12 protein-coding genes and 1 tRNA gene are annotated in these 12,886 nt (G+C 62.5%); 7 read left to right on the forward strand and 6 right to left on the reverse strand.

Annotated elements, in window-relative coordinates:
• Positions 1-232: 232 nt before the first annotated feature.
• Together G3N95_RS37490 and G3N95_RS37495 are read right to left on the reverse strand one after the other, a co-directional pair.
• Positions 233-838 carry a MarC family protein gene (locus tag G3N95_RS37490; RefSeq protein ID WP_012402019.1) on the reverse strand — a complete coding sequence of 202 codons (606 nt, stop codon included), beginning with the start codon at positions 836-838 and terminating at the stop codon, positions 233-235.
• Positions 839-850: 12 nt separating this feature from the next.
• On the reverse strand, positions 851-2,587 hold the full coding sequence (locus tag G3N95_RS37495; RefSeq protein WP_205975129.1) for a proline--tRNA ligase: 1,737 nt from the start codon (positions 2,585-2,587) through the stop codon (positions 851-853).
• 280 nt (positions 2,588-2,867) lie between these two features.
• On the opposite strand from G3N95_RS37495, the gene G3N95_RS37500 reads away from it, so the two are divergent.
• Positions 2,868-3,563: an RNA pyrophosphohydrolase gene (locus G3N95_RS37500; protein WP_205975130.1), complete on the forward strand. Its 696-nt coding sequence runs from the start codon at positions 2,868-2,870 to the stop codon at positions 3,561-3,563.
• A 75-nt stretch (positions 3,564-3,638) separates the two neighbouring features.
• Positions 3,639-4,223 (forward strand): CNP1-like family protein, encoded by a 585-nt coding sequence (locus tag G3N95_RS37505; RefSeq protein WP_205975131.1) that lies wholly within the window; start codon positions 3,639-3,641, stop codon positions 4,221-4,223.
• A 90-nt stretch (positions 4,224-4,313) separates the two neighbouring features.
• Here the strand turns inward: G3N95_RS37505 and proB are convergent, their stop codons facing one another.
• The 4 genes from proB to rplU all read right to left on the reverse strand — a co-directional run bounded on the left by proB (position 4,314) and on the right by rplU (position 7,446).
• Complete coding sequence (gene proB, locus G3N95_RS37510) at positions 4,314-5,432, reverse strand: glutamate 5-kinase (protein ID WP_205975132.1); 1,119 nt, start codon at positions 5,430-5,432, stop codon at positions 4,314-4,316.
• Positions 5,433-5,509: 77 nt separating this feature from the next.
• The gene (gene cgtA, locus G3N95_RS37515) at positions 5,510-6,625 is read right to left on the reverse strand and encodes an Obg family GTPase CgtA (protein ID WP_205975133.1); all 1,116 of its coding nucleotides are present in this window, start codon (positions 6,623-6,625) and stop codon (positions 5,510-5,512) included.
• A 224-nt stretch (positions 6,626-6,849) separates the two neighbouring features.
• Positions 6,850-7,110: a 50S ribosomal protein L27 gene (gene rpmA / locus G3N95_RS37520; protein ID WP_205975134.1), complete on the reverse strand. Its 261-nt coding sequence runs from the start codon at positions 7,108-7,110 to the stop codon at positions 6,850-6,852.
• A gap of 24 nt (positions 7,111-7,134) precedes the next feature.
• Positions 7,135-7,446 (reverse strand): 50S ribosomal protein L21, encoded by a 312-nt coding sequence (gene rplU / locus G3N95_RS37525; protein ID WP_007747161.1) that lies wholly within the window; start codon positions 7,444-7,446, stop codon positions 7,135-7,137.
• A gap of 238 nt (positions 7,447-7,684) precedes the next feature.
• Here rplU and G3N95_RS37530 point away from each other — a divergent pair, with 238 nt between their 5' ends.
• The 5 genes from G3N95_RS37530 to G3N95_RS37550 all read left to right on the forward strand — a co-directional run bounded on the left by G3N95_RS37530 (position 7,685) and on the right by G3N95_RS37550 (position 12,865).
• Positions 7,685-8,677 carry a polyprenyl synthetase family protein gene (locus G3N95_RS37530; protein WP_205975135.1) on the forward strand — a complete coding sequence of 331 codons (993 nt, stop codon included), beginning with the start codon at positions 7,685-7,687 and terminating at the stop codon, positions 8,675-8,677.
• 51 nt (positions 8,678-8,728) lie between these two features.
• Positions 8,729-8,805, forward strand: a tRNA-Pro gene (locus G3N95_RS37535).
• A gap of 189 nt (positions 8,806-8,994) precedes the next feature.
• Positions 8,995-10,299 (forward strand): HlyC/CorC family transporter, encoded by a 1,305-nt coding sequence (locus G3N95_RS37540; protein WP_205975136.1) that lies wholly within the window; start codon positions 8,995-8,997, stop codon positions 10,297-10,299.
• 95 nt (positions 10,300-10,394) lie between these two features.
• Positions 10,395-11,648: an ATPase, T2SS/T4P/T4SS family gene (locus G3N95_RS37545; RefSeq protein WP_205975137.1), complete on the forward strand. Its 1,254-nt coding sequence runs from the start codon at positions 10,395-10,397 to the stop codon at positions 11,646-11,648.
• Positions 11,645-12,865, forward strand: a complete 1,221-nt coding sequence (locus G3N95_RS37550) for a type II secretion system F family protein (protein ID WP_205975138.1) — start codon at positions 11,645-11,647, stop codon at positions 12,863-12,865. Before G3N95_RS37545 ends, G3N95_RS37550 begins: the two co-directional genes overlap by 4 nt.
• The last annotated feature ends 21 nt before the right edge of the window (positions 12,866-12,886 follow it).

Genomic DNA, 12,886 nt, shown 5'->3' on the forward strand with positions numbered 1-12,886 from the left:
CACTGCATACTCGATCCATTCGTACGGCAGATGCTGGCCCAGCCGGTCCCATTCGAGCGGCGGCTGTGATTCAACAAGCAGGCGCAGATCATCGACCAGCATGGCGATGAAAGTTAACATCGCCGCGCCCCGTTTACAACCGGTTTGCGCCAAAAACAAAATGCCGTTCAGTCGCTTAACTGAACGGCATTAGACCTGCGGGTCGCTTTTTTATTGGCCGGATAGCAAGGCATCACTTTTCAAGCTGATGCACGAAAGTGCGAATCCCGCCGAGCATCATCTCCACCGAAATCGCGACGAGCACGAGACCCATCAGTCGCTCGAAGGCCATCACCGTGCGCTCGCCGAGCCACTGCTGGATACGCTCCGCCATCACCAGCACGAGCGCGCACACGATCATCGTCACCGTCAGCGCCGCGACCCATTCGAGCATCTTGTTCGGCGCCTGCGACGTCAGCAGCATCACCGTGGCCAGCGCGGACGGACCGGCGAGCGCGGGAATCGCGAGCGGCACGATCAACGGTTCCGCAGCGCGCGTGTCGGCGCCGAACGGGCCGTCGGGATGCGGAAAGATCATCCGCAGCGCGATCAGGAACAGTACGATCCCGCCGCCGATACGCAATGACAGATCGGTCAGGCTCATCATCCGCAGAAAGCGGTCGCCGACGAGCATGAAGATCAGCAGGATCACGAAGGCGATGGCGACTTCGCGCAGAATCACGCGAATGCGCCGGTGAGGTGCAACACCCCGCAAGCAGTTGATGAAGAGCGGGATGTTGCCGAGTGGATCAGTGATGAGGATCAGCAGGATGGTCGCGGACAGGAAGTTGTACTCCACCGTCCGCTCCCATCAGCGCGCGAGCGCTGCGTTGATCTTGTCGATCACAGCTTGCGCCGCGCCTTCGACGGGCAACAGCGTGGCTTCCGTATCGCGGCGGCCCTGATACTCGATCTTGCCGTCCTTCAGACCACGATCGCCGATCACGAGACGATGCGGCACGCCGATCAGTTCCCAATCGGCGAACATCACGCCCGGACGCTCGCCGCGATCGTCGAGGATCACGTCGATGCCCGCCGCCGTCAGCTCGTCGTGCAGCTTGTCAGCCTGCTCGCGCACGGCGTCGCTGCGGTCATAGCCCATCGGACACAGCACGACTTCGAACGGCGCGATCGATTCCGGCCAGATGATGCCTTTCTCGTCGAAGTTCTGCTCGATGGCGGCACCGAGGATACGCGTGATGCCGATGCCGTAGCAGCCCATCTGCATCGGTTGCGGCTTGCCCGACTCGTCGAGGAAGGTCGCGTTCATCGCTTCCGAATACTTGGTGCCGAGCTGGAACACGTGGCCGACTTCGATGCCGCGGCAGATGTCGATCACGCCCTTGCCGTCCGGCGACGGATCGCCTTTCTTCACGTTGCGGATGTCTGCAACGACGGGCTCGGGCAGATCGCGGCCCCAGTTGACGCCGGTGGTGTGGAAGTCGACTTCGTTCGTGCCGACCACGAAGTCGCTCATGTTCGCGACCGTGCGGTCAGCGATCACCTTGATCGGCTTCTTCGTGTTCAGCGGTCCGAGGTAGCCCGGCGGCGTGCCGAACCACTCGACGATTTCCTCTTCCGTCGCGAAACGGAATTCGCCGAGACCCGGCAGCTTGTTGACCTTGATCTCGTTTAGATCGTGGTCGCCGCGCAGCATCAGCAGCCAGATGGTCGGCTCGGCGCCTTCGTTTTCCGTCGCGAGGATGATCGACTTGATCGTCTTTTCGAGCGGGATGTTCAGGTGCTCAGCGACCGCTTCGCACTTCGCCTTGCCCGGCGTCGACGTCTTCTTGAGTTCTTCCTTCGGCGCGGCGCGTTCGGCGATCAGCGGCAGCGCTTCGGCCGCTTCGACGTTCGATGCAAACTCCGACGTCGGGCAGTACGCGATGTCGTCCTCGCCCGTATCGGCGATCACGTGAAACTCGTGCGAGCCGCTGCCGCCGATCGAGCCGTTATCCGCGGCGACCGCGCGGAAGTCGAGGCCGAGGCGCGTGAAAATGCGCACGTACGCGTCGTACATCTTGCGATACGACTCGCGCAGGCCGTCCATGTCCTTATCGAACGAGTACGCGTCCTTCATGATGAACTCGCGGCCGCGCATCACGCCGAAACGCGGACGGATTTCGTCGCGGAACTTGGTCTGCACCTGATAGAAGTTCACGGGCAGCTGGCGGTAGCTCTTGATCTGGCCGCGCGCGATGTCCGTGACGACTTCTTCGTGCGTCGGTCCGATCACGAAGTCGCTTTGCTTGCGATCCTTGAAGCGCAGCAGTTCGGGACCGTATTTTTCCCAGCGGCCCGATTCCTGCCACAGCTCCGCCGGCTGCACTGCCGGCATCAGCAGTTCGATCGCGCCTGCCCGGTTCATTTCCTCGCGCACGATCGCTTCCACCTTGCGGATCGAACGCAGGCCAATTGGCAGGTAGTTGTAGATGCCGCCAGCCACGCGCCGGATCATGCCGGCACGCACCATGAGCTTATGACTGACGATTTCCGCGTCGGCGGGCGCTTCCTTCAGGGTGCCAATAAAGAAACGGGAGGCTTTCATTCAGAATTTTCCAAAAGCGGCGGACCAAAGTGGCCGCCCGAAAGGGTAAGACGATGGGTTCGCGCACCTGAGCGCCCGGCGATGCCGGCGCACATCGAATAGCGATTGTCGCATGCGCGGGACACTTGTCCGACGACGCTCCAAACGCGCCGGAAAGTGGCGTTCGCGGTGACGGACGCGGGTTGTTACGAACAATCGCGCCAATCTGGTGCGGGGCGGTGCGTCAGACCCGTTATCTGTTTATAATCAAAGCAATTTTAAAGGATTCGAAGGTGGTTGTATGCTGGATCGTGAAGGCTTTCGCCCGAACGTCGGCATCATCCTCTTGAACGCTCACAACGAGGTGTTTTGGGGCAAGCGTCTACGTGAACATTCCTGGCAGTTTCCGCAAGGGGGCATCAAGTATGGTGAGACCCCTGTGCAGGCGATGTATCGGGAGTTGCACGAAGAAACCGGCCTGCTTCCGGAGCACGTCAAGGTTATCGGTCGCACGCGCGACTGGTTGCGTTATGAGGTGCCTGACAAGTTCATCAAGCGTGAGGTCCGCGGCCATTACCGCGGCCAGAAGCAGATCTGGTTCCTGCTCCGGATGGTTGGACGCGATTGCGACATATGTCTGCGCGCAACCGATCACCCTGAGTTCGATGCCTGGCGCTGGAACGAGTACTGGGTGCCGCTCGACTGTGTGATCGAGTTCAAGCGGGATGTGTATCAGCTGGCGTTAACGGAGTTGTCCCGCTTCTTGCGGCGGCCTCAGCCGCGTACGGAACGGCCCGGTGGACATCATCACGGGCAGCGCTATCCGCGGATGGCGTCGTCGGTGAATGCGCCGCCTGGGGCGTCGATGACGTCGTCCGTGACGGTGACTACCGTCACGACGACAATTGCAGTCGAGTCGACGCTGCGTGCGACAATCGAGTCGGACTGTTCGTCGACGGAAGACCCGGCCGTTCAGGCTCCGGGGCTGCGCGACTGACGCATAGCGGCTGTCCACGCCGCATCTGCCGGTGCGGCGTGAGACACGCTGCGCCGGCGTTTCGAGGAAATCACATTGAAAGTATCTGCTTTCGCCGTGGCGTGTGTCGCCGCGGGCGTTCTGCTGGCTGGCTGTTCGAGCACCAAGAGTTCGACCAATACGTCCGCACCTGACGGACCCAAGAGCGACTTTCAGTATCTGTTCGACCGGCCGTCGACGTGGACCGAGAAGAAAGTCGATGCGCTCCCGGCGATGCCGCAACCGGCCAATCTGCTGCCGTTCACGGTTTCGCAAAATACGCCGCTTCAGTTCTCCGTCGATGCCAAATCGCTGACCGTCGACAGCGACGGCGTGGTGCGCTACACGGTCGTGATCACGAGCCCGAGCGGCGCGCGCAACGTGAACTACGAAGGTATCCGCTGCGAAGACTACTCGTGGAAGCTGTACGCGGGTCTCAACGCGGACCACGACGGCTGGGACCGCACGGTCGAGAACGAGTGGACGCGCATCGAGAACGGCGATCTGAACGCGTATCACGCGACGCTTTATCAGGATTACTTCTGTACGAGCAAGTTGCCCGTCGGCAAGGCGGATGTCATCCTGAACAACATCAAGTACAAGCGCTCCAGCAGCACGCTGATTCGCGGATCCGGCGGCTGAACCGAAGCACCGCTCGATGCCGATGCAACAAAAAAGCCGTCCTATCGAAAGATGGGACGGCTTTTTGATTCTTGAGAGTGAGAGTTTTCGCTAGACGAGCACCAGGTTGTCCCGGTGGATCAGCTCGGGCTCGAGCATGTAACCTAATACGGATTCGATCTCGCCACTCGGACGACGCTGGATCAACTTCGTCTCTGCACTGCTGTAGTTCGTCAGCCCACGAGCGACCTCGCGCCCCGACGCGTTCAGACACGCGATGACCTCGCCGCGCGCAAACGCGCCCTGCACGCCGACCACACCAATCGGCAGCAGGCTCTTCCCGCCTTCCGTGAGCTTTTCGACGGCGCCGTCGTCGATCACCACATGCCCGCGCACCTGCAGGTGATCCGCCATCCACTGCTTGCGTGCAGCCATGCGTGCGGTGCGCGCGATCAGTTGCGTGCCGATCGCCTCGCCCGATGCAAGCCGCGCCAGCACATCCGCTTCCCTGCCGCTCGCGATCACGGTGTTCGCACCGCTGTGCGCCGCGCGCTTCGCCGCGAGGATTTTCGTGAGCATGCCGCCGCGGCCGATGCTCGAACCTGCCCCGCCCGCCATCGCCTCGAGTTCCGGCGTGCCTGCATCGGCCTGCTGAACGAGCGTCGCGGCCGGATCCTTGCGCGGATCGGCGGTGAACAGACCTTGCTGGTCGGTGAGGATGATCAGCGCATCGCCTTCGATCAGATTCGCGACCAGCGCACCTAACGTATCGTTGTCGCCGAACTTGATTTCATCGGTAACGACGGTGTCGTTCTCGTTGATGATCGGGACGACACCGAGACGCAGCAGCGTCAGCAGCGTGGAACGCGCGTTCAGATAGCGTTCGCGATCGGCCAGATCGGCGTGCGTCAGCAAAATCTGCGCGGTACGGATGGAATACTCGGCGAAGCGGCTCTCGTAGACCTGCGCGAGCCCCATCTGCCCGACGGCCGCGGCCGCCTGCAGTTCGTCGATTTCACGCGGGCGCCTGGTCCAGCCAAGACGCTGCATGCCTTCGGCAATGGCGCCCGAACTGACAAGCACGACTTCCTTGCCCTGCTCGCGCAGCGCGGCGATCTGCGCGGCCCAGCGGCCGATTGCCGTGTGATCGAGTCCTCGCCCGTCGTTGGTGACAAGGCTGGAACCGACTTTCACTACCAATCGCCTGGAATCTGCGATAACGGAACGCATTGTGCGCGGTCTCCAAGATGATTCGTAAGGCCGGCGCATGCTGGGAAGTGCGCCGGCATCCAGGTTACGGCTCTTGCTTACTCCTGCGGCCCGACGGGCGCGTTCGCGTCACCGCCTTGCTGTTGCTCGCGAAAACGCACGTCGGCGGCCAGATCTTCGGCTTCCGCCGCGCGCTGCGCATCCGAGTGCTCCGCGAGGTGGTCGTACACCGCGTAGCACAGGTTCTCGCAGCCCTGACCCGTGAGCGCCGAGATTTCGAACACCGGGCCGTCCCATTCGAAGTTCTTCAGGAACGCGGCCACGCGCGCCTCGCGCTCGTCTTCGGGCACCATGTCGAGCTTGTTCAGCACGAGCCAGCGCGGTTTGCTGAACAGTTCTTCGTCGTACTTGCGCAGTTCGTTGACGATCGCCTTGGCTTCCGCAACGGGATCGACGGTTTCGTCGAACGGCGCGAGGTCGACGATATGCAGCAACAGACCCGTGCGCTGCAGGTGGCGCAGGAACTGATGACCGAGGCCAGCGCCCTCTGCCGCGCCTTCGATCAACCCGGGAATGTCGGCAATCACAAAGCTGCGGCTCGGCCCGACGCGCACCACGCCGAGATTCGGCGCGAGCGTCGTGAACGGATAATCGGCGATCTTCGGCTTCGCGTTCGACACCGACGAAATGAACGTCGACTTGCCGGCGTTCGGCATGCCGAGCAAACCGACATCCGCGAGCACTTTCAACTCGAGGCGCACCATGCGGCGCTCGCCCGGCTTGCCGTCCGTCTTCTGACGCGGCGCGCGATTCGTACTGGATTTGAAATGCAGGTTGCCGAGACCACCCGCACCGCCCTCGGCGATGCGCACGGTTTGATTGTGCTCGGTGAGGTCGGCGATCAGCTCGCCCGTATCCATGTCCGCGATGATGGTGCCGACGGGCATACGCAGCGTGATGTCGTCGCCGCCCTTGCCGTAGCAGTCCGAGCCGCGGCCGTTTTCGCCATTGCGAGCCTGATGCTTTTTCGAGTAGCGGTAATCGATCAGCGTATTGATATTGCGGTCTGCGACTGCGTAGACACTGCCGCCACGACCGCCGTCGCCGCCGTCCGGACCGCCGAACGGGACGAATTTCTCGCGGCGCATCGACGCGCTGCCATCTCCTCCGTCGCCGGCGATGACTTCGATCCTCGCTTCGTCAATGAACTTCATGCGTTACTCCGTCCCGTGTGTATTGCTATTTTGCCGCGCGCAGCGCGCACGCACCATTGGCCGAACGGCCAGATTGAACTGATTCTTGTCGATTCGCGACAACGGCACGCCGCGTCGCTGCGGGGTCGGCAGATAAATCGCCGCGAATGAGACCCGCAAACAAAAAGGCCCCGCAAACTTCGCGGGGCCTTTTTTCCGGTCCTGAAGCCCGTGCCTGATTAATCTCAGACAGCCGGGACGACGTTGACCGTGTGCTTCTTGCCGGCGCCCTTCGTCGTGAACTTGACGTGGCCGTCCGTCAGCGCGAACAAGGTGTGATCCTTGCCGATACCGACGTTATCGCCCGGGTGCATACGCGTGCCGCGTTGACGCACGATGATGCCGCCAGCCAGGATCGCCTGACCGCCGTACACTTTCACGCCAAGTCGCTTCGACTCGGAGTCGCGGCCGTTCCGGGACGATCCGCCTGCCTTTTTGTGTGCCATTTGTTAGCTCCTTAACCGGTGCGCTTACGCGTTGATCGCGTCGATGCGCAGTTCGGTGTAGTTCTGGCGGTGGCCGCCATGCTTCTGGTAGTGCTTCCGGCGACGCATCTTGAAGATGGTCACTTTCTTGTGACGACCTTGCGACACGACGGTAGCCTTGACGGAAGCCCCACTGACCAGCGGCGTACCGAACTTAATCGATTCGCCTTCGCCCACTGCGAGAACCTGGTCGAGCGTGATTTCAGCGTCAATGTCTGCCGGTATCTGTTCTACTTTAAGTTTTTCGCCGACAGCAACTTTGTACTGCTTGCCGCCGGTTTTTATGACCGCGTACATTGAAAACCTCACTCTAAATTCATTTTCCCGACGCACCACGCGCGGAAACCCTCGATTATACATAGAGTTAGCTTCGCGGTCAAAATCAGTTGACAACAGCCGTGCAAGCCCGTCCCACGCGCGACAAACCCCGCGAAACAACGCGGAAACGGACCAAAACGGCCATGATCAAATGGTGTACGGCGCGGAAATACCGCAGTTCGCCTTATAATTCGCGGCACTACCCGAATTCGCCACCATGTCGTCAACCGCCACCCCAACCCCCAACGCAGCCAATCTGCTCGCTCCGATCGCCGAAGACATGCAGCAGGTGAATCGCGTCATCCGGCACCGCCTGGCGTCGGAAGTGATGCTGATCAACCAGATCTCCGAGTACATCATCAGTGCCGGGGGCAAGCGTCTGCGGCCCGCGCTGCTCCTGCTCGTGGCGGGTGCGCTCGGCGACAGGACGGGGTACCGGCACGAACTGGCGGCCGTCGTCGAGTTCATCCATACGGCCACGCTGCTGCACGACGACGTCGTCGACGAGTCGGACCTGCGCCGCGGCCGTCAGACCGCCAACGCGCTGTTCGGCAACGCGGCCAGTGTGCTGGTCGGCGACTTCCTGTATTCGCGATCGTTCCAGATGATGGTCGGCGTGGGCAAGATGCGCGTGATGGAAATCCTTTCGGAAGCGACCAACATCATTTCCGAAGGCGAGGTGCTGCAACTGCTGAACATGCATGACGCCGATGTCGACGAAGCGCGTTACATGCAGGTGATCCGCTACAAGACGGCCAAGCTCTTCGAGGCGGCCGCCCAGCTGGGCGCCGTGCTGTCGGGCGCCGACGCGACCACGGAAGCGGCCGCGGCAGAATTCGGCCGCCGCATCGGCACAGCCTTCCAGATCATGGACGACTGGCTCGACTACACGGGCACGCCGGAATCCATGGGCAAGAACGCCGGCGACGATCTGCGCGAAGGCAAGCCCACGTTGCCGCTCATCTATCTGATCGAACGCGGCACGCCGGAGCAGTCGGCACTCGCGCGCGAAGCTATCGAGCAAGGCGGCACCGACCGTTTCGACGAAATTTTCGACGCGATCACGCGTTCGGGCGCGCTCGATCACACGCTCGAATGCGCGAAACATGAAGCACAGGCAGCCGCAGCAGCAATTTCTTCGTTTCCCAGTTCCATTTACAAAGAAAGCCTGCTAGAATTATGTTCTTACTCGACGACGAGGCAGTCTTAAACGAGACTGAAACGCCGAATTAGTCTGAATCGAGTGACCGCAGTACCAAATCGGGGTGTAGCTTAGCCTGGTAGAGCGCTACGTTCGGGACGTAGAGGCCGGAGGTTCGAATCCTCTCACCCCGACCAGATTCTTAAAAAAACCGCGCATTGCGCGGTTTTTTTTCGCCTGTCGTTCGGTAAGCGGCGAAACGGTGACGCCATCCGGTCGCAATCACGGCTGGCCGCGATAGGACCAAGCCCGCCGTCCGCCCACTGAGGGCTCCCAGACCCTCTGCTATATTCTCCCCATCCCTCCCCTTCTCTTATTCACGTCGCGTGGAACAACTTCCCTTATGGGCGCAAATAGGCGCCGTCGTCCTGCTTCTCATCTGCTCCAGCTTCTTCTCCATTACCGAGACAGCGATGATGGCGATCAACCGCCATCGCCTGAAACATCTCGCGACCAAGGGCGCGCTCGGCGCGAAAACGACTCAAGGCCTGCTCGCGCGCACCGATGAGCTGCTGAGCGCCGTCCTGATCGGCAACAACCTGTTCAACACGATCATCCCTGTTCTCACGACGTCGATCGCGCTGCACACCTTCGGCAGCAATAGCGTCGTGCTGTCGGTTGCCACGGGTATCGTCGCGTTCCTGATCATCGTGTTCGCCGAAATCACGCCGAAGATCGTCGGCGCGACGTTTCCGGAAAAGATCGCGCTGCCCGCCAGTCTGCTGATCGCGCCGCTGATGCGCGTGTCGAAGCCGCTGATCTGGTTCGTCAATCTGATCGCGAACGCCATCTTGCGCGTGCTGCATATCAACACGAAGAGCGCGCACGACCAGCGGCTGTCGACGGAAGAGCTGCGCACCATCGTGCTCGAGTCCGGCAGTTTCATGCCGACCAAGCACCGCAGCATTCTGCTGAACCTGTTCGACCTCGAAAACATCACCGTCGACGATGTGATGATCCCGCGCCGCCGTATCGAAGCACTCGACTTCGACGCGCCGTTCGAACAGATCCTGCATCAGCTCGAAACCTGCTATCACAACAAGCTGGTCGTCTATCAGGGCGATTTCGACCGTGTGCTCGGCGTGCTCCACGTGCGCAAGACGCTGTCCGCGCTGCACAACCAGGAACTGGAGCGCGAGACGCTGCGCGGACTGCTCGCCGAACCCTATTTCGTGCCGACGGGCACGCCCGTTTTCCAGCAGTTGCAATTCTTCCAGGAAAGCCGCCATCGCACCGCGCTCGTCGTCGACGAATACGGCGAACTGCAGGGACTCGTGACGCCCGAGGACATCATCGAGGAACTGATCGGCGAGTTCACGACATCGGTGCCGCGCAGCGCAAGCTCGCGTGGCGGCTGGAACGAAGACGGCGAATGCATCGTCGCGGGCAGCATGCCGCTGCGCGAACTCAACCGCTGGCTGCAACTGAAATTGCCGACGGATGGCCCGAAGACGTTGAACGGCTTGATCCTGGAAATTCTCGAAGAAATTCCCGACGGCGATGTCTGCGTGAAGATCGCCGACGTCAAGCTGGAAGTTTTGCGCAGCGACGACCAGGCGATCAGAACCGTCAAGGTCTTTCGCCCCGGTCCTCCGGCGGGTTCGAAGATCAAGCGTCTCGTGCGCCGCTGACGCGACGCCTGGCCATTCGGCCGAATAGCGGCTACGCGCACGCTCCCGGATGATGAAGCCGTCATGTTCTACAGGCGGCCCTCAGCCGGTTTTCGATGCGCACCACTTCCCACACCGTAACGCCTGCGCCCCGTGTCGCCGCGAACAGGCCACCGCTGCAACCCATCACGCCCGACGCCGATAGCCCGCCTGCCGTCCGCCTGCTCGCCGACACGCTGCAGGAAGCCGCGCGCCGCAACGCATCCGACCTGCACATCGAGCCGATGGAACACGGCTGGCGGATGCGTCTGCGCGTCGATGGCGTGCTGCACGAACTGGTACGCCCGCCCGTCCATCTGCGCGACGCATTCATCACGCGCGTGAAAGTGCTGGCGCGCATGGATATCGCCGAACGGCGGGTGCCGCAGGACGGCCGCTTGCGTCTGCCCGTGACGGCGGGGCGCGTCGAGGACTATCGCGTGAACTCGCTACCCACGCTGTTCGGCGAGAAGCTCGTACTGCGGCGGCTCGAAGCGCTGCCCGCCGATCTCTCGCTCGATTCGCTCGGACTCTCGCCCGGACAGCGCGACGTCGTGGACCGGTCCATCCGCTCGCCGCACGGGCTCGTGCTCGTCACGGGTCCGACGGGCAGCGGCAAAACGATGTCGCTGTACTGCTTCCTGCAACTGCTGAACTGCGGTTCACGCAACCTCTGCTCGGTCGAGGATCCTGCCGAGATCCAGCTCGCTGGCATCAATCAGGTCAGCGTGCGCGAAAAGGCCGGACTGACGTTCGCCGTCGCGCTGCGCGCGTTCCTGCGCCAGGATCCCGACGTCATCATGGTCGGTGAAATCCGCGACGAAGAAACGGCTGACGTCGCCGTCAAAGCGGCGCAAACCGGGCACCTGGTGCTGTCGACGCTGCACACGAACGACGCGCCCGCCGCCATCGCGCGTCTGATCGACATCGGCGTCGAGCCCTATAACCTCGCGGCGGCGCTGCGTCTCGTCACGGCGCAGCGGCTCGTGCGACGTCTGTGCCCCGCGTGCAAACAACATGCGGCAGAAACGCATGCGTCGCTGCGCTCGGCCGGCGTGTCCGACGATCAGCTCGCGCAGTGGCATCCCTACGCTCCGCGCGGATGCGAAGCGTGTCATGGCATCGGCTTTCGCGGACGCGTCGGCGTCCACCAGGTCATGCCGATCTCTGACGCGATGCGCGAACTCATCGTCGCGCGCGCCGGCACGCATGAGATCGCGCGACGGGCGCAGGTCGAACGCGTGCAGACATTGCGCGAAGCCGCGCTCGCCCGTGCATTCGACGGCACGACGAGTCTCGCCGAAGCATCGAGCGCAACGGAGGTTGCATGAACGACACGTCGATCAGGGAACAGCGCTTCGAGTGGCACGCATTCGACACGCATGGTGTACGCCGTCGCGGAACCGTGATCGCGCCGGATCTCTCTGCGGCGCGCGCAATGCTGAAACAGGACGCGCTCTATGCCGTCGAATGGATCGCGCGCGGCGCAGCGCCTCTACCCACCGCGCGCACCGCCGACGTCACGCTGTTCACCCGTCAGTTATCCGGTTTGCTGCGAGCAGGGTTGCCGCTTGCGTCCTCGCTCGAACTACTGGCGCAGGCGTCGAAGGACAACGCGCGAACCAAAGGCATGCCCCGCATCGTAAATGCGCTCGCCCGCGACATCACGGCAGGCGTGAACTTCTCGTCGGCGCTTGCGCGCCATCCTGCGCAGTTCAACGCGCTCTTCTGCCAGCTGGTCGAGGTGGGCGAAGCATCGGGCGCGCTGCCGACAGTCCTCGCAAGGCTCGCCGACGACCGCGAACGCGCCGCCGCCCAGCGTGCCAAAGTGCGCGCCGCGCTCACCTATCCCGTCGCGATTCTTCTGCTCGCGCTTGCGATCACAACGGCGTTGCTCGTGTGGGTCGTGCCGACGTTCAAGCAGATTTTCGACGGCTTCGGCGCGAAGCTGCCCGCGCCGACGCAGTTCGTTCTGGCGATGTCAGCCGCAGCGGCCCGCTGGAGCGTGCCGCTCGCATCCATCGCAGGTGTGCTCGTGTTCGCGATGCGTTACGCGTTACGGCGCTCGGAAGCGGCGCGTTTGCACTTCGCGCGCACGATGCTGCGGCTGCCGTTCGCCGGTCCGCTGCTTGCTACGCTATGCGCCGCACGCTGGAGTCGCGCGCTCGGCACGTTGCTGTCGGCAGGCACACCGCTCGCCGACGCATTCGATTCGCTCACGCACGCTACGGGGAACGCGTGGTTCGATCGCGCCACGGTCGCGATCTCGGCAGAGCTTCGGCGCGGCGTGCGGCTCGCGCCAGCGATGCGGGACGCGCAATGCTTCCCCGAGGAGATCGTGCAACCGGTTGCCGTCGCTGAAGAATCAGGCACGCTTGATACGATGCTGCTCGATGTGGCGTCGCTGAGCGATCGTCAGGTAGACGAAAAAATCGCGGGCCTTGCCAGTCTGTGCGAGCCGCTCGTGATCGTCGTACTGGGCGGGCTGGTCGGCGGTCTTGTCGTTGCGATGTACCTTCCCATCATCCAACTCGGCAACGTGGTGTAGTAGCATCGCAGCCGAATCCAG

The organism is Paraburkholderia sp. Tr-20389 (genome assembly GCF_017104565.1).
Classification (GTDB): Bacteria; Pseudomonadota; Gammaproteobacteria; order Burkholderiales; family Burkholderiaceae; genus Paraburkholderia.

What these genes read in the sequence shown, in the direction of transcription:
- G3N95_RS37495 (WP_205975129.1), bottom strand. Translation starts at nt 2,587, where the DNA reads ATGAAAGCCTCCCGTTTCTTTATTGGCACCCTGAAGGAAGCGCCCGCC.
- G3N95_RS37500 (WP_205975130.1), top strand. Translation starts at nt 2,868, where the DNA reads ATGCTGGATCGTGAAGGCTTTCGCCCGAACGTCGGCATCATCCTCTTG.
- proB (WP_205975132.1), bottom strand. Translation starts at nt 5,432, where the DNA reads ATGCGTTCCGTTATCGCAGATTCCAGGCGATTGGTAGTGAAAGTCGGT.
- cgtA (WP_205975133.1), bottom strand. Translation starts at nt 6,625, where the DNA reads ATGAAGTTCATTGACGAAGCGAGGATCGAAGTCATCGCCGGCGACGGA.
- rpmA (WP_205975134.1), bottom strand. Translation starts at nt 7,110, where the DNA reads ATGGCACACAAAAAGGCAGGCGGATCGTCCCGGAACGGCCGCGACTCC.
- rplU (WP_007747161.1), bottom strand. Translation starts at nt 7,446, where the DNA reads ATGTACGCGGTCATAAAAACCGGCGGCAAGCAGTACAAAGTTGCTGTC.
- G3N95_RS37530 (WP_205975135.1), top strand. Translation starts at nt 7,685, where the DNA reads ATGTCGTCAACCGCCACCCCAACCCCCAACGCAGCCAATCTGCTCGCT.
- G3N95_RS37545 (WP_205975137.1), top strand. Translation starts at nt 10,395, where the DNA reads ATGCGCACCACTTCCCACACCGTAACGCCTGCGCCCCGTGTCGCCGCG.
- G3N95_RS37550 (WP_205975138.1), top strand. Translation starts at nt 11,645, where the DNA reads ATGAACGACACGTCGATCAGGGAACAGCGCTTCGAGTGGCACGCATTC.